This window comes from Moorena sp. SIO3H5 (assembly GCF_010692395.1).
Taxonomy (GTDB): domain Bacteria; phylum Cyanobacteriota; class Cyanobacteriia; order Cyanobacteriales; family Coleofasciculaceae; genus Moorena.
On sequence record NZ_JAAHHS010000006.1, the window covers coordinates 1 to 25,766 of the forward strand.

Annotated in this window: 20 protein-coding genes; 10 read left to right on the forward strand and 10 right to left on the reverse strand. The window is 43.8% G+C overall.

All coding sequences use genetic code 11. The features are described from left to right. Positions 1 to 1,792, forward strand: a 1,792-nt coding sequence (locus tag F6K52_RS01590; protein WP_293073020.1) for a methyl-accepting chemotaxis protein, incomplete at its 5' end; no start/stop codon positions are given. Here the strand turns inward: F6K52_RS01590 and F6K52_RS01595 are convergent. Then, complete coding sequence (locus F6K52_RS01595) at positions 1,776 to 1,931, reverse strand: hypothetical protein (RefSeq protein ID WP_293073023.1); 156 nt, start codon at positions 1,929 to 1,931, stop codon at positions 1,776 to 1,778. The two genes, F6K52_RS01590 and F6K52_RS01595, sit on opposite strands and share 17 nt — an antisense overlap. A gap of 323 nt (positions 1,932 to 2,254) precedes the next feature. Here F6K52_RS01595 and F6K52_RS01600 point away from each other — a divergent pair, with 323 nt between their 5' ends. After that, a complete protein-coding gene (locus F6K52_RS01600) occupies positions 2,255 to 4,984 on the forward strand; it encodes a hybrid sensor histidine kinase/response regulator (RefSeq protein ID WP_293073026.1) in 2,730 nt (909 codons plus the stop codon). Between the two features lie 90 nt (positions 4,985 to 5,074). Then, positions 5,075 to 6,211, forward strand: coding sequence for a chemotaxis-specific protein-glutamate methyltransferase CheB (gene cheB / locus F6K52_RS01605; RefSeq protein ID WP_293073028.1), 1,137 nt, complete (start codon positions 5,075 to 5,077; stop codon positions 6,209 to 6,211). A 44-nt stretch (positions 6,212 to 6,255) separates the two neighbouring features. Here the strand turns inward: cheB and F6K52_RS01610 are convergent, their stop codons facing one another. Both F6K52_RS01610 and F6K52_RS01615 read right to left on the reverse strand, forming a co-directional pair. After that, positions 6,256 to 6,993, reverse strand: coding sequence for an HAD family hydrolase (locus F6K52_RS01610; protein ID WP_293073031.1), 738 nt, complete (start codon positions 6,991 to 6,993; stop codon positions 6,256 to 6,258). A gap of 172 nt (positions 6,994 to 7,165) precedes the next feature. Continuing rightward, complete coding sequence (locus F6K52_RS01615) at positions 7,166 to 8,398, reverse strand: 30S ribosomal protein S1 (RefSeq protein ID WP_293073034.1); 1,233 nt, start codon at positions 8,396 to 8,398, stop codon at positions 7,166 to 7,168. A 723-nt stretch (positions 8,399 to 9,121) separates the two neighbouring features. Here F6K52_RS01615 and F6K52_RS01620 point away from each other — a divergent pair. The 4 genes from F6K52_RS01620 (at position 9,122) to F6K52_RS01635 (ending at position 12,050) form a co-directional block, all read left to right on the forward strand. Continuing rightward, positions 9,122 to 10,261: a ferrochelatase gene (locus tag F6K52_RS01620; protein WP_293073037.1), complete on the forward strand. Its 1,140-nt coding sequence runs from the start codon at positions 9,122 to 9,124 to the stop codon at positions 10,259 to 10,261. 230 nt (positions 10,262 to 10,491) lie between these two features. Beyond that, complete coding sequence (locus F6K52_RS01625; protein ID WP_293073040.1) at positions 10,492 to 10,815, forward strand: phasin family protein; 324 nt, start codon at positions 10,492 to 10,494, stop codon at positions 10,813 to 10,815. Positions 10,816 to 10,837: 22 nt separating this feature from the next. Continuing rightward, positions 10,838 to 11,395: an FKBP-type peptidyl-prolyl cis-trans isomerase gene (locus tag F6K52_RS01630; protein WP_293073043.1), complete on the forward strand. Its 558-nt coding sequence runs from the start codon at positions 10,838 to 10,840 to the stop codon at positions 11,393 to 11,395. A gap of 166 nt (positions 11,396 to 11,561) precedes the next feature. After that, the gene (locus tag F6K52_RS01635) at positions 11,562 to 12,050 is read left to right on the forward strand and encodes a GNAT family N-acetyltransferase (RefSeq protein ID WP_293073046.1); all 489 of its coding nucleotides are present in this window, start codon (positions 11,562 to 11,564) and stop codon (positions 12,048 to 12,050) included. A 10-nt stretch (positions 12,051 to 12,060) separates the two neighbouring features. Here F6K52_RS01635 and dnaB read toward each other — a convergent pair whose 3' ends face one another. From dnaB to gloB, 4 genes are all read right to left on the reverse strand, one after another. Continuing rightward, positions 12,061 to 13,407 (reverse strand): replicative DNA helicase, encoded by a 1,347-nt coding sequence (gene dnaB / locus F6K52_RS01640; protein ID WP_293073049.1) that lies wholly within the window; start codon positions 13,405 to 13,407, stop codon positions 12,061 to 12,063. Positions 13,408 to 13,619: 212 nt separating this feature from the next. Next, entirely contained in the window at positions 13,620 to 14,078 is a 459-nt protein-coding gene (gene rplI, locus F6K52_RS01645) for a 50S ribosomal protein L9 (protein WP_293073052.1), read from the reverse strand. Between the two features lie 267 nt (positions 14,079 to 14,345). After that, complete coding sequence (locus F6K52_RS01650) at positions 14,346 to 14,891, reverse strand: EF-hand domain-containing protein (RefSeq protein ID WP_293073055.1); 546 nt, start codon at positions 14,889 to 14,891, stop codon at positions 14,346 to 14,348. Positions 14,892 to 15,015: 124 nt separating this feature from the next. Then, complete coding sequence (gloB, locus tag F6K52_RS01655) at positions 15,016 to 15,789, reverse strand: hydroxyacylglutathione hydrolase (protein ID WP_293073058.1); 774 nt, start codon at positions 15,787 to 15,789, stop codon at positions 15,016 to 15,018. Between the two features lie 789 nt (positions 15,790 to 16,578). Here gloB and F6K52_RS01660 point away from each other — a divergent pair. Both F6K52_RS01660 and F6K52_RS01665 read left to right on the forward strand, forming a co-directional pair. Continuing rightward, positions 16,579 to 17,817, forward strand: a complete 1,239-nt coding sequence (locus tag F6K52_RS01660; protein WP_293073061.1) for an HhoA/HhoB/HtrA family serine endopeptidase — start codon at positions 16,579 to 16,581, stop codon at positions 17,815 to 17,817. Positions 17,818 to 17,987: 170 nt separating this feature from the next. Then, positions 17,988 to 19,238: a transposase gene (locus F6K52_RS01665; protein ID WP_293037876.1), complete on the forward strand. Its 1,251-nt coding sequence runs from the start codon at positions 17,988 to 17,990 to the stop codon at positions 19,236 to 19,238. Between the two features lie 121 nt (positions 19,239 to 19,359). Here F6K52_RS01665 and F6K52_RS01670 read toward each other — a convergent pair whose 3' ends face one another. Further along, on the reverse strand, positions 19,360 to 21,519 hold the full coding sequence (locus tag F6K52_RS01670; RefSeq protein WP_293073065.1) for an Ig-like domain-containing protein: 2,160 nt from the start codon (positions 21,517 to 21,519) through the stop codon (positions 19,360 to 19,362). Between the two features lie 195 nt (positions 21,520 to 21,714). Between F6K52_RS01670 and F6K52_RS01675 the strand changes: the two genes are divergently transcribed. Beyond that, entirely contained in the window at positions 21,715 to 23,076 is a 1,362-nt protein-coding gene (locus F6K52_RS01675) for a glycoside hydrolase family 9 protein (RefSeq protein WP_293073077.1), read from the forward strand. A gap of 65 nt (positions 23,077 to 23,141) precedes the next feature. Here the strand turns inward: F6K52_RS01675 and fusA are convergent, their stop codons facing one another. Beyond that, positions 23,142 to 25,229 (reverse strand): elongation factor G, encoded by a 2,088-nt coding sequence (gene fusA / locus F6K52_RS01680; RefSeq protein ID WP_293073071.1) that lies wholly within the window; start codon positions 25,227 to 25,229, stop codon positions 23,142 to 23,144. 135 nt (positions 25,230 to 25,364) lie between these two features. Further along, a complete protein-coding gene (locus F6K52_RS01685) occupies positions 25,365 to 25,658 on the reverse strand; it encodes a hypothetical protein (protein ID WP_293073074.1) in 294 nt (97 codons plus the stop codon). Positions 25,659 to 25,766 lie beyond the last annotated feature (108 nt).

Consider the following 25,766-nt stretch of genomic DNA (forward strand, 5'->3'; position numbering starts at 1 on the left):
ATGGTATAGTATTTCTTCCTCTACCAATGCCTTATCTAATTTAGCGAAAAGTGAGCTAGAGGAAGAGGTTAATGACCAAGCTAAAAATATCGTGGCATTTTTAAATTCTATCAATGATGATGTTTTGTTCTTGAGCAAAGTTCCCCCGATTCAAGGGATAATCCGAGCTAAAGCTGGTGGTGGAGTAGATCAGCAAGATAACTCTTCCTACGACACTTGGGTTAAGCGGTTGCAGACCATCTTTACTGTCATGATGCAAGCGAAACCCTATTATATGGAGCTGAGGTATTTGGACGAGAAAGGTAATGAAATGGTGCGAGTCGATTGGGACGGCACTAAAATCGAAGTTATCCCCAAAGCCCAGCTACAAAATAAAGCAAACCGTTCATTTTTTACTGAGACAATTAAGTTATCTGCTAGCAGTATCTATGTCTCCCCCGTAGAGCTGCATCGGGAAGGTGGTGTGATTAAAAAGCCTTATACACCAGTGATTCGGTACGCTACACCGATTTTCGATTCAGCTGGGGTACAAAGAGGAATTGTAATCGCTAATGTATTTGCCGAGCAAGTCATAAAATTTATTCGAGATGCAGACTTAGCCATCAAGGGAGAAGAGGCATTTCTGGTCAATAAAGATGGCTACTACCTCTCTCATCCCAACCCCAAAAAGGAGTGGGGCTTTGAACTCAACACGGATGATAAATTGACAAAAGATTATCCGAAACACATTGCCCAGCAAATTCTCAGGGGTGAACAGGGACTGATTGACCAAGGAACTAATAAGCTGATCAGTTACTATAAAATTGTTCCGAATGCCCAGCAGGGGCAACCCTTATTCGTTATCGATCACGTTCCTAAGGGGAAAGTTTTTGCCTCTGTCAACTCCTTTAAAATCCTGGCCAGCCTGATGATTTTCGTTTCTCTAGCGGCGGTGCTGCCACTGGCAATTGTCAGGTTACGCCAACTGGTGAATCTGATTAAGCAACTGGTTAATGGCATCTCTACCTCTAGTCAGGAAATGTTTTCTACCCTGGAACAGCAAGAACGCATTGCTGGTCAACAAGCTGCCTCCGTCAATGAAACCACCATCACCATGGATGAGCTGGAAGCCTCTTGCCGACAGTCCGCTGAGCAAGCTGATGCTGCCGCTATTGCTGCACAGCAGGCACTTCAGCTAACCGAGAACGGTACCCAAGCGGTGGGGGAAACTCTCAAAGGCATGTCTACCTTAGAAGAGAAGGTGGATGCGATCGCTAAACAGAGTATGCGTCTGAGCAGGCAAACCAATCGAATTGGTGACATCTCCGAGCTGGTTTCTGAATTGGCAAACCAAACTAATATGTTGGCACTGAATGCATCAGTAGAAGCGGTGCGTGCGGGAGACCATGGTAAAGGCTTTGCAGTGGTTGCTGCAGAGATTCGTAAATTAGCAGACCAGAGTAAACAATCTGCCCAAAAGATTAACGTTTTAGTTTCTCAAATCCAGAACGAGATTAATTCAACGGTGATGGTGACGGATGAAGGAACTAAGACAGTAAAGACCGGAGTGCAAATCGCTCAAAAAACAGCTCAAGCCTTCACTGGGGTAGCAGATGCGGTTAACAATGTGGTGTTAAACAATCAACAAATTTCTCTGAATCTCAAACAGCAAGTCGATGGCATTCAACAAGTCCTCCAAGCAATGAGCACTGTTAATAAGGGGGCAAAAGAAACTGTTATTGGCATAACTGAAAGTAGAGTGGGTACTGAGCAACTTAAGCAAGCTGCTGTGGAACTCAAGCGCATGGTTTAGTAAAGGTTAAACTCAGATATCTGTAAAGGTAGGGAACAGGGAACAGGGAACAGGGAACAGGGAGTAGGGAGTAGGGAATAGGGAATAGGGAATAGGGAATATAAAACAGTAATAATATTTGATTATCACTTAAATACATTGTTATTACTTCCGATATTATTTTTTTTGTACTGGTGCAAACTTCATTAAAAAAAATAAAGTAGAGTCTTAATATAGGAAATATAGAATAAGGAATATCGTATTTTTTAGTAATTTAAAAATCAAGAAATTAAATTACTAAAAAATAGTTAACTATTTCCTACAAATCCAAAAATTTTCTGCTCCCTGCTCCCTGCTCCCTTTTCCCTGCTCCCTGCTCCCTACTCCCTGTTCCCTGTTCCCTGCTCCCTGCTCCCTGCTCCCTGCTCCCTACTCCCTAAAATGTAAGAATTTGTACCTCACCCAATTAAAAAATGACTAACCATGATAGAAGACGAAGAACTAAGAAATATTTATAAAATTACCAGCGAAGAACGTTTGCAGAAACTAGAAATTGGTTTGCTGCATTTAGAAAAGTACCCACAAGACAACGCTACTTTGGAACAGTTGCTGCGGGAAGCTCATAGCCTCAAAGGAGACTCCAGAATAGCGGGCATAGAGGATGTAGAAACCCTTATCCATGGTGTAGAAGACATTCTCGGGAGTATCAAACGTCAACAAATCGTTTTAAGCCCACAGGTTAGCGATCGCCTTTATCAAGTCATAGATGCTATGGGTCTGCTGGTATATGAAGCAGCTACCGGTTCTCCAAGTGGTGTTGATACACCCTTGATGCTTGACTACTTGATGGCAGCAGTTTCACAGCCATTGCAGCCAGACCAAGAAGCTGCTCTACAAAATGGCAATGTTTCCCAACCGGCACCAACTGTTATAGAAGATGAAGACTTGCGAGATATTTATAAAATTACTAGCGAAGAACGTTTGGAGAAACTGGAAGTTGGTTTGCTGCATTTAGAAAAGTACCCACAGGACAACGCTACCTTAGACAAATTGCTGTGGGAAGCCCAAAGCCTCAAAGGAGACTCCAAAATAGCGGGGATAGAGAATGTAGAAACCCTAGCCCATGGTGTGGAAAACATTATCGACAGCATCAAATGTGAACAGACCGTTTTCACCCCACAGGTTAGCGATCGCATTTATCAAGCCATAGATGCCATCCGCCTCTTAGTATACGAAGCCGTGACTGGTTCTATCAGTGGGGTTGATATCGCCGAGATACTTGACCACTTGATCACAGCAGTTCCAGATTTAGGTCAAGACCATGACTCACCCCCTGATGATGACTCAACCCCTCAAGCTCAAGTAACTCAATGTGAACCAAGTGAAGCAACTATTGAGGAGTCCCCACTATTACCGACTGTACCATTGCTTCCTAACAAAACTCCTTTAACAGTCACTCAAGAGGTTTCATCGAATCCTAGTGAACCCTACCGGATTGACACTATTCGGGTTCCAACGTCTTATCTTGATGCCTTAATAACACAAACCGGGGAACTAACAGTCACTAAAATTGCCATGGCTCATGCTATGGCTGAAATTGAGGAAGTGGCAACCCTATGGGAAGAGTGGAAAGCCTTTCATTGCCAAGAGCACCTGGATTCTTCATCCATAGGAACCAATTCCTATGTACAACGCCTAGAACAAAAGATTAACTCTCTAAGAAGCATAGCTGAAGAAAACACCACGAGACTAAACATCATTGCTGGGGAATTAGACGAAAAAATTCGCACCCTCCGGCTTCTCCCCCTCTTCAGTGTGTTTCAGTTATTTCCCCGTATGGTAAGGGATTTAGCCAGACAACAATCAAAAGAGGTCGAATTAATCATCGAAGGAGGAGAAACCACTGCTGACAAAAGCATCCTGGAAGAAATCAAAGACCCCTTGATGCATATGGTTCGCAACGCCATCGACCATGGCATTGAGACTCCCACTGAACGAGAAAAACTTGGCAAGTCTGCTGCGGCCACGATTTGGTTGAGGGGCTACCAAAGAAGCAACACCATTGTTATTGAAGTAGTAGATGATGGACGAGGATTAGATATCGATAAAATTAAGCAAACTGCTGTCCAGCGTGGACTCTGCACAAACGAAGAACTGGAACTAATGACTCCCAGACAGATTCACGCCCTGATCTTAGCTCCTGGCTTTTCAACCCGAACATTTATTACAGAAATTTCTGGCAGAGGTATCGGCTTAGATGTCCTACGCACCAAGGTTGAGCAGCTTAACGGCAATATCGAGATCGAATCAACCCCTGGTCTTGGAAGTACCTTTCGCCTCCAGCTACGCACAACCCTGTCAAGTGCTAATGTACTGCTGGTTGATGTTCAAGGGATTATCCATGGGCTACCGATTGAGTTTGTGGAAACGACTTTGCTAGTTTCCCGGGAGCAAATATTTACCATTGAAGGTCGAGAAACCATCGCCTTAGACGGTCAAGCTATTGCTGTAGCTAACCTAGCTGATTTGCTGGAGTTGTCTAACTCTATTGCTTATACCTCTATCGCCACAGTTAATCAACAAAAGAGCGATCTGCGACCATGTATCCTGCTTAAGGTGGCAGACGAACAATTCGGATTGTTTATCGATGACCTCTTGGATACTCAAGAGGTGGTGATCAAACCTCAGAGTCAGTTATTAAAGCGGGTGCGTAATGTCAGTGGAGCAACTATTCTCGGTACAGGGGAAATTTGCATGATTCTTAACCCTCCAGATTTGCTCACATCATTGCAATCCTATCAGCCAACCACATCCACAGTCTCAACCAAACTAGGGGAAATCGTTGAAAGCACCCCAGTAATTCTCCTAGTAGATGACTCGATTACCGTTCGCACCCAAGAAAAACGGATACTAGAAAAGGCTGGGTATGAAGTAGTCACAGCTGTAGATGGATTAGATGGCTATCACAAATTAAACACCCGTCACTTTGATGCCGTAATATCTGATGTGGAAATGCCCAATCTAGACGGATTTTCCCTAACTGCCAGAATTCGTCAGCATCAAGAGTATAACGAATTACCAATAATTTTGGTAACATCTTTGGCTTCTGAAGAACATAAGAAACAAGGTGCCGACGCGGGGGCTAATGCCTATATAACCAAAGGAAATTTTAATCAAGATGTTCTCATAGAAACGTTGCAAAGACTTGTTTAATAGTTAATGGGTAAAGTTAATAGTTAAGGGTTAAGATTGAAGCTTTAAGGTTTAAATAAAAAATAAAAATTTAAAATTATTAAATAATCAATGACTATTCGAGTTTTATTAGTTGAAGATTCACCGATTGCTCTAGTAGTCCTGAAAAGGATTCTGAATTCATCAGAGCAAATTGAAGTGGTGGGAGAAGCTGGAACTGGCTTAGAAGCTTTGAACTTAATTCCCAAAGTTCAACCAGATGTCATTTGTACAGACCTCCATATGCCCCAGATGAATGGTCTGGAGTTGACATCTGAAGTTATGGAGCTCTATCCTAGACCGATTCTGGTGGTTAGTGTTTCGGTGCAGCAAGAGAATACTGATCAGATTTTTCAGCTTTTAGATGCAGGAGCACTGGATATTTTGCCTAAGCCGTCGGCAGGAATGACAACGGAGAATCAGTTACTCCAGCAGGAGTTGATCAATAAGATTAAAATTCTGTCTGGGGTCAAGGTCTTTACAAAAAACCGAAAGTCTATACTAGGTACACAAAAGCAGGGGATTTCTGGGAAAGGGAAGCTTCCGAAAATAGACTACAGCACCAATCAAAATCAAATTGGTGGAGTATCACAGACAGGAAATCGTGCTGCTTTCTCTTCTAATTACTATTCCAAACCAAAAATAGTTGTGATTGGTGCATCTACAGGTGGACCCCAAGCCCTAAACGAGGTATTCACTCAGCTACCGTCGAATTTTCCTTTACCAGTAATTTGCGTGCAACACATTAGTCTTAGTTTTTTGCAGGGATTCATCGATTGGTTAGCTAGTAATTGTTCGTTGCCAGTTCAGATTGCTCAACCAGGAGATATGCCACAACCAAGAAGAATTTATTTCGCACCAGAACAGCAGCATTTAGAATTGGATGCTATGGGTCGATTTATCTGTTCTGATTCAGAGCCACTGGAAGGACATCGCCCTTCGGTAACTGTCACATTTGAGTCTGTAGCCAAGTTTTATGGCAAAGCTACAGTGGGCATATTATTGACCGGTATGGGTAGAGATGGAGCGACTGGTATGCAGACGATCGCTGAGGTTGGTGGCTTAACCATCGCTCAAGATGAAGCGACTTCCTTGGTGTTTGGCATGCCTAAAGAAGCGATCGCTCTCGGAGCAGCCAAAGAGGTTTTACCAATTGGTGCGATCGCACCGAGGTTACGGGCGTTGTGCTTAGTGAAACTTGAAACTTGAAAATAACACTTCTCTCACCCCTTGCAGATTCAATATAGTTGACTTTAAACAATTTCAATCTCATCCAGGCTCGCGATCGCTATATCAGCTCCCTGTAAATGGGAAGCTTCTGGCTTTCCCCAGCAAATACCAATGCAACCCGCTGCACCAGAACCCTTTGCCATCTCAATATCACCGGCTGAATCTCCAACCATTAGGGCGGAAGCAGGTTTTACCCCTAAAGATTGGCACGCTTGTAGGAACAACCTGGGATCAGGCTTAGTGATTTCAGAATCCACACCTTGCTGTAATTGGATATAGGGGTCTAGCTGATGTCGATGGACAAAAGCTTTTACACCAGTCGTAGAGTCTGCTGAGAGAATACCCAACTTTAAACCAGCTTCCGAGAGAAATTTAAGGACTTCCAGGCTACCGGCAAACATTGGGGAAGTTCCAGCCGCATCTTGCAAGTACTTCTCGGCTTCAACAAAGGCACTGCCAGCAATTTCCAATGACTCTAACCATCCCCGACCAGTCTCAGCAATATAAGCCGCAGCTGCAATTTCATTTTCCCGACGGCTACCCACTGCCATTAACCCGGTAGGGTCAAGGGTGTCATCTTGGAGACCAAAGGCCATCAGCAGGGGTTCTCCAATACCAGGGATTTGGGCATCGATTAAACGCGATCGCTTATAGGCTAGTTCTCTTAAATAAACTTGTGAATCCTCTAAGGTACCGTCTTTATCAAATATGACTGCTTCAATATTGGGGAAAGTCACCTTCCCACAACGAATGCTTACCAAGGGTTTATGCCATTATTTATCTTAATCAACTTCATTTTACTAGCTAGTTGATCAAGAGTTGATCAAGATTCGCACCTGCCAAGTTCTTTGCTCTTGTTCCGGAAAAGAGCCATAAACACAAATTAGCCATTAGCCTCAGCTAACGGCTAATTCTTGTTACCGCACCTGGTTGTTACTCGTCCGTGGCAGCTGCTACAAACTCTCCCTCTGGCACTGCCTCTTCTTGAGGCTCTTGGGACTCTTGGGAATCTTGAGGCTCTTGGGACTCTTGGGAATCTTGAGGCTCTTGGGACTCTTGGGAATCTTGAGGCTCTTGGGACTCTTGGGAATCTTGAGGCTCTTGGGACTCTTCGGGCTCTTGGGGCTCTTGGGACTCTTGGGGCTCTTGGGACTCTTGGAGCTGTTGAGGCTCTTGGGACTCTTGAGGCTCTTGGGGCTCTTGGGACTCTTCGGGCTCTTGGGTTTCAGCCGCTTCTGGAGTCATACTTTCTGGAGTTATACCTTGCTGTTGTGCTAGCATTTTCTCCCGGTACTTCTGAGCCATTTCTTCTGCCTTCTCGAAGACCACTTCCCGGTTGTTAATCATATCTCCGGGTTCTGGCTCTAACTGTTTTGTTGACAGAGAAATCCGACCTCGGTCAGCATCCAAGTCAATGATCATCACTTTTAGTTCATCATTGACATTAAACACACTATGAGGCGTATCGATATGATCATGGGAAATTTCCGAAATGTGCAGCAATCCGCTGACCCCGCCAATATCAATGAATGCACCGTAAGGTTTGATGCCTCGTACTGAGCCAATCACCACCTCTCCAACTTCTAGGCGGTTCATCTTGCGCTCAACTAGCGCACGACGGTGGGATAGTACCAGACGATTACGGTCTTCATCTACCTCCAGAAATTTTAGGGGCAGTTCTTGGGCCACCAAATCTTCCTTGGCTGCCCGAGTGCTAATATGAGAACCAGGAATAAAACCGCGCAACCCTTCAATACGTACCAACGCTCCACCACGGTTAGTGGCGAATACCAGAGAACGCACCGTAGCATCTTCCGCTTGTAATTGCCGCACTCGCTCCCACGCTCGCATATACTCAATGCGACGGATAGAGAGAGTCAACTGTCCATCTTCATTTTCATCGGTCAGGATGAAAAATTCCCGTGTTTCGTTGGATTGTAAAACCTCATCAGGATTATCAACTCGATTTATTGACATTTCCTGAATCGGAATATAGGCAGCGGTTTTCGCACCAATGTCAATCAGAGCGCCCCTCGGCTCTAGACTGAATACCGTACCCGGAACTATATCCCCTGGGCTAAAATGATAATCATACTTATCCAGAAGGGCAGCAAAATCTTCGTGAGTGAATCCTATATCTGTAGTTTTTGTTTTCTGACTGAGCATGTGCGTTGTTTGTCCTAGTTTGATTTGGTTTTAATGACTATGCCTCCTGTTGATGTACAAGCACGTCAGCATTGTGCTGCTTACACCGACATTGCGTTGTCCTACTTGTGACATCTCCCACACCTGTTGGGGGTCGAGGGTAGGTGTGGGCTTCTCGCCAACCCCAGCTATCCCCATTTCCTTAAGGAAACCGAGCCGCATTCGGGTAATCGACAAGCTTTACTATTGACGGGATGCCCCACCGCCAAGCTTCTGATCTGATCTGATCTGATCAGATCTGATTTTAATTACTCTATTCCAATAAGGTTTTCGGTCTACTGTCAATAACCAAGGGCATTTTCGGCTTTGGTTATCCAATAGACATAAATTCACCCCAATTTACATCTATTATATTTTATTAGACAAAACCTGAACTGAGCTATCCGTAGAAAAATACCCCACTCACTTCACCCAAAGCACGACGCTTGCGCGTTTGGTAGAGGCTAGCGGGCTAATCTTGTACTGATCAGCTCATTTAATAAGATTTAATTAAGACCAGACATCCTATTATAACCTAATTGAGATTTTGTTATTAGTATCTTTACCGAACTTTCAATGGCTTTGTGCTATCTCATTTATCCCCCATAGGGGGATGTTAGCCTAAGAAATGCCAGGGGTACATTCTCCACCGAAGACAAGGCAGGGATACCCCAGCAATCGACGTTTAGCCAGTAGGAATACCAAGTGGTTGCCACTCCAGAAAAATCTCAATCAGTAAAACCTTCCCCAAGCCATGGTCACGAACGAGTTGCGGTTTTACTCATGGGTTATGGAGAAGTCGAAAGCTACGAAGACTTCGCCAACTACAACGAACAAGCCTTAAACTTGCTCACTGCCAAATTTGCCCCAGTCCCCACCTGGATCTATCCACCCTTAGCCAAAATTTTGGCAATGTTTGACTTCCACGAGTGGGGGCACCAGCATGACAACTTTATTTCACCCCACAACAAGATTTTTGAACAGCAACGGGCAGGTATTGAAAAACAACTGCAAGCTAAATGGGGCGATCAGGTGCAGGTATTCAAAGCCTTTAACTTCTGCGCTCCCTTTCTGCCAGAACAAGTCCTCAGTGAAATTAAGGAGCAAGGGTTCCAAAAACTGCTGATCTATCCCTTGCTAGTTGTGGATTCCATCTTTACTAGCGGCATTGCGGTGGAACAAGTCAATAAAGCCCTAGGTAAATTAGAAGATGGAGATCAACACTGGGTTCACGGATTGCGTTACATCCCGTCTTTCTATAACGAACCAGAATACATTAATCTAACGGCTCGATTGGTGGAAGAGAAAATTACTACCGATTTAGCTCAAGCCTATCTGCCCTCCCAAATTGGCATTGTCCTGATGAACCATGGCTGTCCCCACGAAGCTAAAGGATTTGTGTCTGGGATTGACGAAAGTCAGGCATTGTATGAGGCAGTAAGGGAAAAGTTGATGTATAAGTATCCCCTAATCTCTGTGGGCTGGCTTAACCACCAAACTCCCTTAATTAAGTGGACTCAGCCTCACACGGAGTTAGCAGCCCAGAACCTGATTAACTTAGGGGCTAAGGCGATTGTGTTTATGCCTATTGGCTTTGCCACAGAGAATCACGAAACCCTCTTAGATGTGCATCACATTGTCCACGGTCTAAAACGTCGTAACTCAGAGGTTACCTACGTAGAGATGCCCTGTGTTAATGATCATCCAGAATTCTTAGAGATGGCAGCGGAATGGGCTAATCCTCAAATTGAGGTACTTCTATCAGAAAATGCTCTATCTATCAATCCCCAGTTGGCAGCTGTCCAGGCATCAGAGCACCATCATCACCATCACCATCACCACTGATCCACCAGAGCATTTTAGTAGCTTACTTTATATTAGGTTGCTTTATATATAGCACCTTCTTGCACCTCTTCCTTTCTCCTCCCGCTGTTCTCCCTCTTCTCCTGTTCTAGGAAAGATGTCACAGAATAGAACTGTAGGCTGGGAATCAATGAAACTTCTCCAATCATAGGAAAGCCTAGTTGATCCCAGCCCCATCAAGTGCCCAGTGACAGGATAACAGGATAACAATTATGGATAATAACGACTGGCTCAAGCAGTTATTGTTGGTTGGGGTTGGCACAACCTCAATGGTTGCCGAAAAACTGCGAGAGGTAAGTGATGAATGGGTTAAAGATGGTAAAATCAACCCCGACCAAGCTACCGCTTTTGTGGATGATCTGATGAATCAGATCAAGTCAGAGCAGGGTAACTTTGAGAGCAACATGGAACGGCAGTTGCGCAATATGTTGCAGGATTTAGGGGTTCCTCGCCAATCAGAAATGGATGAATTGCGAGGTCGTATTGACCGTCTGGAGCGTCAGGTGCGGGATTTAGAAAATAAGCTCTGGCGTTGATAATCAATTAGGAGAACAGATTTTGAAACAAATTCTGATCAGCATAGGCGTTATAGTAGCCTTTGGGTTGCTTTTGGTTGTGGCTCAAGTGGGTATGGGTAACAAATCTACCACTGCTGGAGAAATTACCAACACTCAGCCGGAAGTAGTGACAACAGCTAACAGTGCTAACCCAGATGTTAATGATAAACAAGATCTAGCTATGGATTCTAGTTCAGAAAGTGAAACCAATATGGATCAGGCGGTTACAACACCGTCAGGCTTGAAGTACATCGACGTGGTTGAGGGTGATGGAGCCATGCCTCAGAACGGACAGACGGTAGTGGTTCACTACACTGGTACCCTGGAGGATGGCAGTAAGTTCGATAGTTCTCGCGATCGCAATCGTCCTTTTTCCTTCAAAATCGGTATAGGACAGGTGATTAAAGGCTGGGATGAAGGGGTTGCTTCTATGAAGGTTGGTGGTCGTCGTCAGCTGATCATTCCCCCAGAATTAGGTTATGGTCCCCGTGGTGCGGGTGGGGTGATTCCGCCTAATGCTACGCTGAATTTTGATGTGGAATTGTTGAAAATTAACTAGTAAATTAAGTTAGATTGATTAACTTATTCAGCGATGACCTGAATACTTGCTCCCAGTTGGTGACTTCTTGCTAATTGGGAGTTTTAGTCAGCATAGGAAAACTTGTTGAACTATTTGTTAATCCTGTCGAAAGGAGTTTAAACCTGGTGATTCTCGAGTATGGTCGGTGACTTTAGATGTAGTAATGAATATTCGTAACATTTGTCCTGATGATTACCAACAAATAATTACCATTCTAGATGAATGGTGGGGTGGACGAAAAATGAGTCATATGCTTCCAAAGCTCTTTTTTGTGCATTTTTGTGAAACAAGTTTTATTGCAGAAACTGATCAAGAAATAACGGGATTTTTAATTGGTTTTCTATCACAGACATATTCTGATGAGGCATATATTCATTTTTTAGGTGTCCATCCTAAATTTAGAAAACAAGGTATTGGTCGTCTCCTATACGAACAGTTTTTTAAAACTGTTCGTAAATTTGGTCGTATCCGAGTAAGATGTGTTACCTCTGAGATTAATACAAATTCGATTGCTTATCATTTGCGGATGGGATTTACAATCGAATCCAGTGATTGCAAATACAACAGTATTTACTACTATCCAAACTATGATGGTTTAGGCGAAAATCGTGTCATATTTGTGAAACAGTTGTAACTACGGTAGTTCACACTCTTTGATTTGCCATATTCAGGAACTTGGTTAACCCAGGTTTAAAGATAAGTTTCACCGTTCCTGTGGGACCATTACGATTTTTAACAATGATGACTTCTGCCGTATCTCCATCTGGTGAATCTGGGTTGTAATAAGAATCCCTATAAAGCATCATGATTAAATCCGAGTCCTGCTCAATGGAACCCGATTCTCTTAAATCCGACATCATGGGTCGTTTGTTGGTGCGAGATTCCACAGCTCGACTTAACTGAGACAGAGCAACCACTGGTACTTTCAGTTCCCGAGCTAATCCTTTGAGAGAGCGAGTAATCCGAGACAACTCCTGAACTCGATTTTCACTACCACTGCCTTCCATTAACTGTAAGTAATCGATTAAAATTAATCCCAACTGGCTCCCTTGGGCTGCTTGAAGACGACGAGCATGCGATCGCATTTGCATCACAGTCTGGTTAGCGGTATCATCAATATAAATAGGGAAATCTGATAACACACCAATTGCCTCGCTCAAAGGTGCCCACTGATTTTGAGCAATGCGCCCAGCTCTCAAAAAGTTACTGTCAATTTTCGCTTCACTAGCTAACAACCGCTGCACTAGTTGTTCTCTTGACATTTCCAAGCTAAAAATCGCCACTGGCAATTTTTCAGCTACGTTACGAGCAATTCCTAACGCTAAGCTCGTTTTTCCCATGGATGGTCTACCAGCAATGATAATTAAGTCCGATGGACTTAACCCCCCAATTTGGGCATCCAAATCATAGAAATCTGATGGAATACCAGGTAAATCAATACCCTGATTCCGATTTTCTATATCTTGGAAAGTCTGGACTAGGGTTTCAGAAATCGGGATGAGACCTTGCTGAGGACGCAATTGGGTGAGACTGAAAATTTTCTGTTCCGCTTGGTCAAGGACTGTTTCCAATTCCAAAGATGTCTCATAACCCAACTTAAAAATTTCGTTACCGGCTTCGATTAGCTGACGGCGCAGGTACTTATCCATCACTAACTTAGCAAACCTGTCAATATTGACCGCTGAAACCGTCTGTTCAACTAGCTGAGCTAACTTAGCTTGACCCCCAACTTTCTCTAATAAGTCATTGTCATAAAGCCAGGTAGTAACACTCATCAAATCCGTCGGTTTACCCTGGCTATAAAGTAATAAAGCAGCTTCGTAAATGGTTTGGTGAATCCGGACGTAGAAGGCTTTCGGATTCAGTAAATCACCAATTCGACCCATGGCTTCCGGGTCTAATAAAATGCCTCCGATAATAGACTCTTCGGCATCAATATTTTGGGGTGGTATAGAGTTCCCAAACGCTGAAAAATCTGGTTTTTGAGTCATAGTCAACTAGTCATCTATTGAGTTCAGGGTAAAGGTCAGCTATTAGCTAATGGGCTATGTCACAGGCTAGAAGCCTGTGCCACGGTACTTGAGGTGCTATCAGCTGACTAATACAACCTGAACAAATTAAGCACCTGTTGTTTAATTGAGAGTTGACAGGATGATACAATCAACAGTCAACTCTCAACAAACTAAACAAACTATTAATTAACTTATTTGGGAACAACATGAATTTCTACAGTGGCTGTAACTTCTGGATGAAGCTTAATTTCTGCATTATAGAAACCAAGTTGACTAATCTCAGGGATAGTAATACCTCGGCGGTCTATTTCTTTGCCAGTAGACTCTTGGATTGCATCTGCCAAGTCTTGGCTGGTAACAGTACCGAAGATAGCATTATCTTCACCCAACTGCTTCGAGATAGTAAAGCGGTTAATAGTTTGTAGAGCAGTCTTCATCGACTCAGCTTGTCGCTTGATTTCGAGGATACGCTGCCGTTCTTGCTCTCTGCGCCGCTCAACTTGCTTGAGAACACCAGAGGTAGCCCTAACTGCAATTCCTTGGGGAATGAGATAATTGCGAGCATAGCCGGGAGCTACCTCTACGAGATCACCGTCTTTTCCAAGTTTATGAACGTCTTTGCTTAAAACGACTTGTACACGTTTTACCATAGTGTTTAATTTCGGGTATAGTTTAGAGTGAAGGATAATGCTTCGACAAACATTCCATCTTACGACAATATGTAAGCGATCGCAACTTAGTGCTGAGTGCTGTTCGCGGAGCGTGAGCTTTTAGCTCAGGGCTGTTCGCGGAGCGTGAGCTTTTAGCTCAGGGCTGTTCGCGGAGCGTGAGCTTTTAGCTCAGGGCTCGGTGTCAAGTAAAACACTTTGTGAACCCTTTCGGGGATAACATATCCCCCAATAGGCAAACCTAAATCATCAGTAGGAACCGAAAATCCAGTTTCCTGGAGCCTCTGGATCTTGACTGTAATAGAATTCGGTAACTAGATCTAATATCTCTTGTTTGTCAATGTAACCATCATTGTTCTGATCGAAGCGTCCAAAAATTTCTTCAATTTGACTGTCATCAATACCGTAAGCCTTAAAAAACTGTCGGTATTCTTCCAGAGTAACTTTATCGTCTTTATCAGAATCCAATAGGAAAATAATCCCTGCCGCTTTAGCATTGACTACTGCTTCATTCCCGTCAGTGTCACTCAGTACATTTTCGTGATAAGTCAACCATTCATCCAAGGTGACTTGCTGGTCTTGATTCTGGTCGGTAAATTTCTGCACGCCATTCCAAATCCTCATGTAAATAGCAAGAAGATTGTCATAGTCTGACGAGCCCGGTGTCCAACCCCTGATGGCAGCAAGGTTATCAGTAATCCGTTCAAAATCGGCTTGGGTTAAAACACCGTTTGTTTGCTGATCGTACAGGTTAAACAACCGGGTCATTTTTTTCTGCTGCAATTCGCTAAGCATGGTTTTTTTCTATTGATCAATTGGATTAACTAAATTTATTAAGTCAACCTTGATTATAGTCCAACTAATCAAGGGGCTTATTCTCATGGAAATATGTTCCTTGATCAAGGCTTTATCAATAATCTTAGAATCGGTCTTTCATTTCCCGTAACCGTGCAAATGTCTTAACCGGTTCTTTTGCTTTAACAGCCAACTGTAAGGCAGGCTCATCCCAACGTAAAAATGGATTGGTGTGCTTTTCAATGCCTAACTGGGAGGGTACCGTTGCCTCTTTACGATCACGCGCCTCTTGGACTTGGGCAAATCTCCCTTGTAAGTCCGCGTTTTCACCATCGACACTCAAGGCAAATTGGAGATTTTTTAGGGTATACTCATGAGCACACCATACTCGTGTATTATCTGGTAAATCCCTTAGCTTGCCTAGGGATTCTACCATTTGGCTTGCTGTTCCTTCAAATAGTCTGCCACAACCGCCTGCAAATAGGGTGTCGCCACATAAGAGTTCACCGGTTTCACCAGGGACTACTGGGGGAAAGTAGTAGGCAATATGTCCTCTGGTGTGTCCGGGAACGAAAAACACTTGACCAAGGCGATCAGCAAACTCGACGCGATCGCATTCTTCTAAAAACACCTGTTGACCAGGAATCCGACCCCGGTCTTCAGCTCCCCCATATACACAGACCTCCGGAAATTGCTGCATCAACTGTCGATTTCCCCCCACATGATCCATGTGATGGTGAGTGTTGAAAATAGCCACTAATTCCGCATCCAGTTCTTTCAGACGCTGTATCACCGGTTTAGCCTCTGCTGGATCAACAACAGCAGCAATATTCTGCTTGGGGTCGTGTAATAAGAAGATATAGTTGTCAGAAAGGGCTGGAAGTCGATGAATCTGCATAGTTTAACACCATCTGTTTAACTTACAATAATTTAGAGTTTTTAGTTTTTAATCAACAACAGATGCTAGGTATATTATACCTTATGTTATCTTTTTTTATCCTTATAGATTTGTTGAGAAATTTAGCAACTTTATCTTTCTTATTAAACCTACTCTTAAATAGTAAAGTATTGGCTAAACCTCGAATATTTTTCGTGTCCTTAAACCAAAATTATCTGAATCAAATTTACCCTTTAACACAAGTCATAGGTAATCAGTAATAGCCATGGAAATCACCAATTATCTATTATCCATTAGCAATTCACGCTAAGGTACCATTGCTGAAACTATTTCATCTTAGAAGTGTATGCATGTTCGGTTAACCCATCACAGATTGGTAGTATTGTCAACCTGTATTATTAGGGGAATGCGCTAGACTAATGATCATATTGGATAGGGAATCTTTCTGCCTCATTGCCCCTATGCTATAGCCCCCGAAGCAAAGCGTGGTTTCCCTTGCTAATTGTATGGCCAATTGTATTCAGGTCCCGACCCTCAATAATTTTAATCTAAGTTAAACACTGCTCTCACAGAAAATTAACAGAAGATGTCTAGATTAAATGATAGGACTTACGCCGCCAACCCAGTTTATTAACATAATTACCACGATTTCAGCCTTTGATGGATAGGGATGCAGCGCCGACCTGCGGGAGTCCCCCCCACTCGCGCTTTGCATGGCTGACACTGATTTAAAACCAATATCAATCCCACTTCGTCCGAGTCGATCTACCCTTTTGTCAACAGAATCTTATGCTATTAGACCATCAAACCCCCAAATCTAATCACACCAACCGTAATCCCTTCAAAAAAGCAGGAACTTATGTATCACTGTTGTTACTGGGAGCAGGGTTAGGCTTTTCCGGCGGTTATGTAGCATTACGTAACTCTGTTCCCGAATCCACATCCCCTCAAGCAATTGTCCCTCAGAACAAAACAGCTAGGCTTCCAGGCACTAAACCTGTAGTCACTCAAAATCCCAACTTTATCACCAATGTGGTAGAACAAGTTGGACCAGCAGTGGTGCGGATTAACGCTTCTAGAACCGTCGCCACTAGAGTCCCAGATACTTTTAGAAACCCGATGTTCCGGGAATTTTTTAGGTTCCCATTTCCCGATGTACCCCAACAGCGAGTTGAACAGGGTACCGGTTCAGGTTTCATTATCGATACCGATGGTTATATTCTCACCAATGCCCATGTAGTCGATAATGCGGATAGTGTTAATGTAATCCTCAAGGATGGTCGCCAACTTAAAGGGACGGTAGTGGGAAGCGATCCCTTGACAGATGTAGCCGTGATCCAGATTGATGCGGAAAACTTACCTACCGTTGCTCTGGGTGATTCTGATCAACTCACCCCAGGAGAATGGGCGATCGCAATTGGTAATCCCCTTGGTTTAGATAGTACTGTAACCACTGGCATCATTAGTGCTACCGGTCGTTCTAGCTCTCAAGTCGGTGTTCCAGATAAGCGAGTGGAATTTATCCAAACCGACGCTGCTATTAACCCCGGTAATTCCGGTGGACCCCTGCTCAATGCCTCTGGTGAAGTGATTGGCATGAACACAGCTATTATTCGGGGTGCTCAAGGATTAGGATTTGCCGTTCCCATTAATACGGTGGAAGAAATTGCTGAGCAACTGATTGTTGAAGGTAAAGTAGAACATCCTTACTTGGGCATCCAGATGGTAACCTTAACCCCAGAGGTTAAACAACAAATCAACAGTAATCCCAATGCTGGGTTGATGGTTGATGAAGAACAAGGAGTATTGATTGCCAAAGTAATAGCTAATTCCCCAGCTGCCAAAGCAGGATTGCGTGCGGGTGATGTGATCCGCAAAATCAATGATCAGCCAGTCAAAGATGCAACAGAAGTTCAGAAGTCTGTGGCTAAAACTAAAGTAGGTAGTGATTTAATCCTAGAGTTGCGCCGCAATCAACGAGATACCAAATTGACTGTGCGACCTGGTGCTTTTCCTACTGGTAAGTAGTCGTTGAAAGCATTAAAATCAAGTTCGGTTAATCACTTTAGCTACCCCGGCGAGAAGCCCCGCACCATAATCTTTGATTTGGTGTCGGGATGATAGCCGGGACAGGGTTTATGTAAATTAACAGTTATCATTCACCTGGTTTGTGTTAAGATATTATGATGGCACTAATCATGAACTACACTTATCGAATTTATCCAGATACAGCTCAACAGGAATTAATGTTGAGTTGGCTAGAAACTTGCCGACGACTTTATAACCGTTGCCTGGGAGACTTAAAGGACTGGATGAATAGTCGGAAGTGTGCAGTTGATCGGTGCTCGCTTAATAGGGAATATATCATGTCGCCTGACATTCCATTCCCCGGATACAGGTCACAGAAGCGACAGTTAACGCAATGGAAAAAGACTGAATCTGACTTAAAAGAAGTTCACTCTCAAGTCACTCAAGATGTCATTAAGCGATTACATACTTCTTGGGAGTCGTTCAGACAAAGAGGAAAAGGTTTTCCACGATTTAAAAAGTACGGTCGCTATCAATCGTTTTTGTTTCCTCAGTTTGCGACTAATCCAATTAAGGGGGATCAAATCAAACTACCCAAGATTGGGCTTGTAGATCTGAGATTACATCGAGAAATCCCTGAAGGATTTCAAATCAAGACTGTACGAGTTGTATCAAGATGTCGAGGAACAAAATGGTTTGTTGTTATCACCATTCAAGCTGATGTTTCTGTTCCGGAAAACCAGGCTTTTGGACGAGCAATCGGAGTAGATGTCGGGTTGATTGATTTCCTAGCTACATCAGATAATTTAACGATTCCTAGACCGAGGTTTTTCATAGACCTACAACGCGAGCTGAAATTGCTGCAACGTAGAGCATCTCGAAAAAAGAAACGGTCTAAGAATTACGAAAAAGCACAAATCAAGGTAGCACGGTTACATCACCAAATTGGTAATACCCGTAAAGATTTTCACCTTAAAGTTGCACATCAACTCTGTGACCAGGCTGATTCAATTTTTGTAGAAGACATTGATTACAGAGTAATGGCAAAGGGCTTTCTGGGTAAGCATTCTCTTGATGCTGGCTTTGGTCAGTTCAGAGAATTATTGAAATGGGTATGTTGGAAACGAGGAAAGTTTTTCGCAGAAGTTGACCATAAAGGGACATCAAAGCAATGTCCTGAATGTGGAACCGAGTGGGATAATAACCTCTCAATCCGTTGGCATACCTGTGATGAATGCGGGTATTCCAACCATAGAGATGTCGCTTCAGCCGAAGTAATGCGTAATCGTGGAATCAATAAGTACCCAAGGACAATTGGGGAAAGGAAACTGTCTGCTGATAGCGTACTGTCGGGGGTTTTGTACCTAGATAAGTGCTACGCAGAAACTCTTAATCGTGAGGTTAAGAAGCCCGCGCCGTAATCAAAGATTCGGCGTCGGGAGTATGTCACTTATCAGGCTTTGGATCACATCAGCATTCAGCTGACTGCTGAATGCTGAATGCTTACTTATTGACTAATGAGTAATTAACCAGACTGGCATATTAGACATAGCTTTGCCAGCTCTGCCCTGTTAAGGACTGGGTGGCTACTGCCTCCTGCAGCCCCGTTTGATTCATCAGCCAGATCTCATTTTGTCCAGTGGTGCCATTACGCAAAAGGACATCGTCAAAATTATTATTGTCAAAGTCCATAGTACCACGAACTTCCCACTCACCGCTCATTGGTAGTGAGGCAATCAACACTGACTCTACGTACTCAGTACCTTCCATTCGCCAGTAGTAGACCTCTTGGCTTTCAGTATTACGCCACAGAATATCCGCGTCACCATCGTTATCTAAATCTCCAGCACCTTGCATCTCCCATATACCTTCTTCTGGTACCAGCAAATTCTCACCATTACTCTGTCTGGTCATGAAGACTGCCTGATCCAGCTGCGTACCATTCATCAACCAAACTGCATTTTCTCCAGTTTCGGTATTACGCCAGACAATATCTTCTTCTCCATCACTGTCGAAATCTCCCGTACCACGGATTTCCCAGTTGAGGTCTTCTGATGTCTGGCTGGTAGATGCTGTGCTTTTGAGCTGAGAGCCTTCCATTAGCCAAAAGCTAACATTTCCGGTATTGCTATCACGCCAGAGAATATCCTTTTGCCCATCGCCGTCGAAGTCTCCAGCACCACGCATCTCTAAGGAACTATTAGGTGATTCCGCTTGAATTGGACTTGACTGATCCAAGTCAGTGCCATTCATGACCCAAGCAAGATTGTTTCCAATCTGGGAATTGCGCCAAAAAATATCCGCAGAAGAGCCAACATTGCCACCAGAATTAACGTCAATGTTAACAGTAGCTGTTTGAGTAGTCAGACCATTGCTTAACTGATAGGTAAAACTGTCATTTCCACTGAAACCATCCTCAGGAGTGTAAATCACAAAATCATCAGTTAAGTCTTCAGCAGTGCCATTGTCATCCACTACTGCAGTACCATTATTGGCATCAGTGACAATAGTCAGAGTGCCGTTTCCGTCAACATCAGTGTCATTTTGTAAAACATCAATATTTACCGCTGTATTTGGTTGAGTGGTAGCGGTGTCATCTACTGCAATCAAATTGCCATCGCCACCACCAGTAACGTTAATGTCAACAGTAGCCGTTTGAGTAGTCAGACCATTGCTTAACTGATAGGTAAAACTGTCAGTTCCATTAAAGCCATTGTTAGGAGTGTAAATGACAGAATCATCACTAGAGTCTCCAGCAGTGCCATTGTCATCCACTACTGCAGTACCATTGCTGGCATCAGTGACAATAGTCAGAGTGCCGTTTCCGTCAACATCAGTGTCATTTTGTAAAACATCAATGGTTACCGCTGTATTTTGTGGAGTGGTAGCGGTATCATCTACTGCAATCAAATTGTCATCGCCAACAGCAGTAACGTTAATGTCAACAGTAGCCGTTTTAGTAAGCAGACCATTGCTTAACTGATAGGTAAAACTGTCAGTTCCATTAAAGCCATTGTTAGGAGTGTAAATGACAGAATCATCACTAGAGTCTCCAGCAGTGCCATTGTCATCCACTACTGCAGTACCATTATTGGCATCAGTGACAATAGTCAGAGTGCCGTTTCCGTCAACATCAGTGTCATTTTGTAAAACATCAATGGTTACCGCTGTATCTGGTTGAGTGGTAGCGGTATCATCTACTGCAATTAGACTGTTATCGTCAACAGCAGCAACGTCAATGTTAACAGTAGCTGTTTGACTAGTCAGACCATTATTTAACTCATAGGTAAAACTGTCAGGTCCATTGAAGCCATCGTTAGGAGTGTAAATGACAGAATCATCACTGAAGTCTTCAGCAGTGCCATTGTCATCCACTACTGCAGTACCATTGCTGGCATCACTAACAATGGTCAGAGTGCTGTTTCCATCAACATCAGTGTCATTTCCTAAAACATCAATGGTTACTGATGTATTTTGTTGAGTGGTAGCCGTGTCATCTACTGCAATCAAATTGTCATCGGATTGAATGAATTCAATGAAGTCAATTCGGGCAAATTCCTGGCGATCACGAGTACCGTTAATTGTGATCAGGTCTCCATTGTTGATGAATACGGTACTGCTAATTTGTTCATTGACGAAACTATTAGCATTAGGGTTAACATCAGCACCAGGAGGGGGGTTATTGAAAGTTAATGTTGGCAATACGGTATCGCCAATACTGATATCTACGGTGCTGTCCCCATCAGTCTCATCAAAGTAGCCCAGCCTAACTTCGTAGTTACCGGTAGGTAAATCAAAGGTTGTGCTAGCAGTACCAGAGCTAAATTCGATAAATCAGGTAGCTATTACCTGAAATATGGCTATAGTCAGTCTTATCCGTTTGGCATTGGTAAAGAAATTTATAAGGATACCTTTACAAAGCTACTCCGGTCCTACTATTTGCAACGGTGTGGTGTTGCTGTAAATGATTCAGTATCTGGAGTAAAACATCCCCCCTGCCATCTCAAAGATGGGATTATTGCCCACAACGATGAGTTTCATAAAGCTGGTGACTTCAAATCTGCCCAAGGTGGCTGGCATGATGCTGGGGATTTTGGTAAATATGTTGCGCCAATGACAGTCACCATCGGACGGTTGTTAAGCTTGTACGAGCAATATCCTAAATTATTTACGGACAAGCAATTAACTATACCAGAAAGCGGAAATGGTAGACCTGACCTACTCGATGAGGTAAAAGTAGGATTAGATTGGCTGTTGAAGATGCAGCGGCAGGATGGTGCTGTCTACCGCAAGCTGTCAGGAAAAAATTGGCCAGGGGAAATTCTACCCAATCAAGATACTCAAGCACGGTACATTTTTGGGATTTCGACACCTGAGACTGGCAAGTTTGCAGCAGTAATGGCAATGGCTGCTAGAATTTACACTCCCTTTGACAAGCAACTGGCTCAAACCTACTTAGAAGCGGCTCAGAAAGCCTGGGGGTTTCTCCAAAAACAGCGGTCTATGAAGGTGGATTGGCAAGAAGGTGATGACACCGGTTCAGGTAAGTATCTTTTTGGAGAGTGGGATCAGCAAGAATCCTTAAAAACAGATCAAGATGACCGCTTCTGGGCAGCCGTAGAACTGTTTATTACTACAGGGGAGACTAGCTACGAGAAATACTTAGCTAAAACTATCACGGACTTCGACTATAGTGATTTTGGTTGGAAAGATCCGTCTGCTCTAGCAATGGTTAACTATTTGGTGCAGAAACAAAGGAAGGGGTCAGACAAACTGAAATTAGAAATCACAGCTAGGCTGATGCGAAGGGCGGATAGTCTTATGGAAAAGATTAACCGTAGTGGCTACCGTTTAGCTATTGATAAATTCCATTGGGCATCTAATCACAAGATAGCTGAAGAAGGAATTACGCTGCTTTACGCCTACCGCATCACTGGGAATCGAGGCTACTACAAGGCAGCTGTTGAGCAGTTAGATTATTTGCTGGGGCGGAATCATTTTAATCTTTGCTTTATTACCGGTGTTGGTAGCAACTCCGTGCGTAATGTTCATCACCGGATTTCCCGAGCTAAAAAAATTGTTATCCCTGGTCTGATGGTAGGGGGTCCTAATACTGATGCCCAGGATGAGATTGCCCCTAAAGGCTTGGGAATGTTGAGTTATGTGGATGATGAGCGGTCTTGGTCTACTAATGAATATGCTATTGATTACAATGCTTCGGTGATTGCCTTGATGGGAATGGTGATTGCACAAACTTAATCATTGATAACATGATGTTCCTGGCCAGTCTAAAACCAGCCAGGAACTCTGGCTAAATCAAAAGATTATTTAGCGGCTTCCTCACGTTCTTTCACTTCCTTAATTACCTCTTCTGCCACATTATTTGGGCAAGGGGCGTAGTGGGAGAACTCCATAGAGAACTGACCACGACCAGATGTCATAGTACGCAGGTCACCAATATAGCCAAACATCTCACTCAAAGGCGCATCTGCCTTAATGCGAGCACCAGTAAGAGTTTTCTCCTGAGACTTAATCATCCCACGGCGGCGATTGAGGTCACCAATTACATCCCCCATGTAATCTTCTGGGGTGAATACATCCACTTTCATAATTGGCTCTAACAATTGAGGTGAAGCCTTACCAAAGGATTGCCGATAAGCAGCCCTGGCCGCAATTTCAAAGGCTATAGCCGATGAGTCTACGGGGTGGTAGGCACCATCGGTCAAGGTAACCTTGAAGTCTACACAAGGGAATCCAGCCAACAGACCCTTTTGAATACTGCTCTCAAAGCCCTTTTGCACAGCAGGCCAAAATTCTCTGGGGACATTACCACCAGTGACCTTGGACTCAAACTGGAAGCCAGTACCGGTTTCACCAGGTTCAATAATGTAATCGATTTTACCATATTGACCAGAACCACCAGACTGCTTCTTGTGGGTATAGCTGTCTTCGATGCGCTTAGTAATGGATTCACGGTATGCCACCTGGGGCTTACCTACCTCCACCTCAACGCCATGAGTCCGTTTCAGGATATCAACCTTAATGTCTAGGTGCAGCTCACCCATGCCCTTAATGATCGTTTCGCCACTTTCCTGGTCAGTTTCAACGTGGAAAGATGGGTCTTCCTGTACCATCTTGCTCAGGGCAATGCCCATTTTCTCAGAGCCACCTTTTTTCTTAGGTGCGATCGCAATGGAAATCACGGGGTCTGGGAAGACCATCGGCTCAAGAGTAGCAGGATTTTTCGGATCACAGAGGGTATGCCCAGTCTGGACATTTTTCATACCAACGATGGCAACAATATCACCTGCCTGGGCAGAGTTAATTTCTTCCCTGGAATCGGCATGCATTTCTACCAAACGACCAATACGCTCAGTTTTACCGGTGAAGGTATTAAGTACTGTGTCACCCTTGGATAAGGTTCCTGAGTAGATACGGGTAAAGGTCAGAGCACCAAAGCGGTCATCCATGATCTTAAATGCCAAGGCACGCAAAGGTTTTTCTGGGTCAACATAGGCCAGTGTACCGGTTTCGTTACCTTCTAGATCGATTTCTGGCTGGGGTTTGACTTCAGTGGGATTCGGCAGGTAGTCAACTACAGCATCAAGTACCAACTGCACTCCCTTATTCTTGAAGGATGAACCGCAGTAGGTAGGGAAGAAAGCCAGATCACGAGTTCCCTTGCGAATGCAACGCTTAAGGCTTTCGATATCTGGTTCTTCCCCTTCTAGATACTGTTCCATCACCTCGTCATCCTGCTCCACAGCCAATTCAATTAACTGCTCGCGGTAGGTTTCGACATCATCAACCATGTCGGCGGGAACATCTTGAATCTCATAGTTCATCGGATCCCCAGACTCATCCCATACCCATGCCTTACGGGTTAGCAAATCTACTAAACCCACAAAATCGTTTTCAGTTCCGATGGGCAGTACCATTACCATAGGCTTAGCACCAAGGACATCTTCTACCTGCTTAACCACTCGGTAGAAATCAGCCCCAAGACGGTCAAGTTTGTTGACGTAGATAATCCGAGCAACTTTTGAGTCATTGGCGTAGCGCCAGTTAGTTTCTGACTGGGGTTCTACACCACCTGAGCCACAGAAAACACCAACGCCACCGTCGAGAACCTTCAGAGAACGGTAAACTTCAATGGTAAAGTCTACGTGACCTGGGGTATCAATAATGTTGAGTTGGTGGTCTTTCCAGAAACAACTGGTGGCGGCAGACTGAATAGTAATACCGCGCTCTTGTTCCTGTTCCATAAAGTCCGTTGTAGCTGCACCTTCGTGAACCTCACCAATTTTGTGGATTTTTCCGGTAAGTTTTAGGATCCTTTCCGTCGTAGTTGTCTTGCCTGCATCAACATGAGCAAAGATACCGATATTTCGATAACTAGTGAGGTCTTTCATAGTTACTCCTTTATTTACTCCTTAATAAAATTTAAACAAAATCTATGCATATTAACAACAGTATGCCCTGATGGGGTATCATTGTTGTCCTGATGGACAAGCAAGAGGAAATATCAATCAGAGAATAACCAGCCCTTATTTGTAAGAAAAAAACTCAATTTGAGGGACCAATGGATCTTGAACAACACCCACACCAACAAACCCCCACCGTTCAAGTACATTCTTCAACTGACTCCCTGAAACCGACTCTACAGAAAATTGGTCAGTTAAATCAGCACCGTGGGTATTGAGATAACTCAGGGCATCAAAGTGTTCGCGAAACATCAACAGATAGCCAGCTCCAGCCTCTGGGCTACCAGCTTTCGGTTGGGCAACCAGATAACGACCGTTCTTTCTAGAAAGAATCACATAATGAATTTGGGTGAACATTTTGAAAATAGTCTTGAGTCACGTCCTTACAGCAAGACAGAAGGCAGAAGCCAGAAGGCAGGATGGAGAATAGTTTCAGAGATCGAAAGAGCGACGAGAAGGGAAAGA

Bases quoted from the DNA above. Each gene is read 5' to 3' on its own strand.
- F6K52_RS01595 (WP_293073023.1), bottom strand. From the start codon at position 1,931: ATGTATTTAAGTGATAATCAAATATTATTACTGTTTTATATTCCCTAT.
- F6K52_RS01600 (WP_293073026.1), top strand. From the start codon at position 2,255: ATGATAGAAGACGAAGAACTAAGAAATATTTATAAAATTACCAGCGAA.
- cheB (WP_293073028.1), top strand. From the start codon at position 5,075: ATGACTATTCGAGTTTTATTAGTTGAAGATTCACCGATTGCTCTAGTA.
- F6K52_RS01615 (WP_293073034.1), bottom strand. From the start codon at position 8,398: ATGCTCAGTCAGAAAACAAAAACTACAGATATAGGATTCACTCACGAA.
- F6K52_RS01625 (WP_293073040.1), top strand. From the start codon at position 10,492: ATGGATAATAACGACTGGCTCAAGCAGTTATTGTTGGTTGGGGTTGGC.
- dnaB (WP_293073049.1), bottom strand. From the start codon at position 13,407: ATGACTCAAAAACCAGATTTTTCAGCGTTTGGGAACTCTATACCACCC.
- rplI (WP_293073052.1), bottom strand. From the start codon at position 14,078: ATGGTAAAACGTGTACAAGTCGTTTTAAGCAAAGACGTTCATAAACTT.
- F6K52_RS01650 (WP_293073055.1), bottom strand. From the start codon at position 14,891: ATGCTTAGCGAATTGCAGCAGAAAAAAATGACCCGGTTGTTTAACCTG.
- gloB (WP_293073058.1), bottom strand. From the start codon at position 15,789: ATGCAGATTCATCGACTTCCAGCCCTTTCTGACAACTATATCTTCTTA.
- F6K52_RS01660 (WP_293073061.1), top strand. From the start codon at position 16,579: ATGCTATTAGACCATCAAACCCCCAAATCTAATCACACCAACCGTAAT.
- F6K52_RS01665 (WP_293037876.1), top strand. From the start codon at position 17,988: ATGAACTACACTTATCGAATTTATCCAGATACAGCTCAACAGGAATTA.
- fusA (WP_293073071.1), bottom strand. From the start codon at position 25,229: ATGAAAGACCTCACTAGTTATCGAAATATCGGTATCTTTGCTCATGTT.
- F6K52_RS01685 (WP_293073074.1), bottom strand. From the start codon at position 25,658: ATGTTCACCCAAATTCATTATGTGATTCTTTCTAGAAAGAACGGTCGT.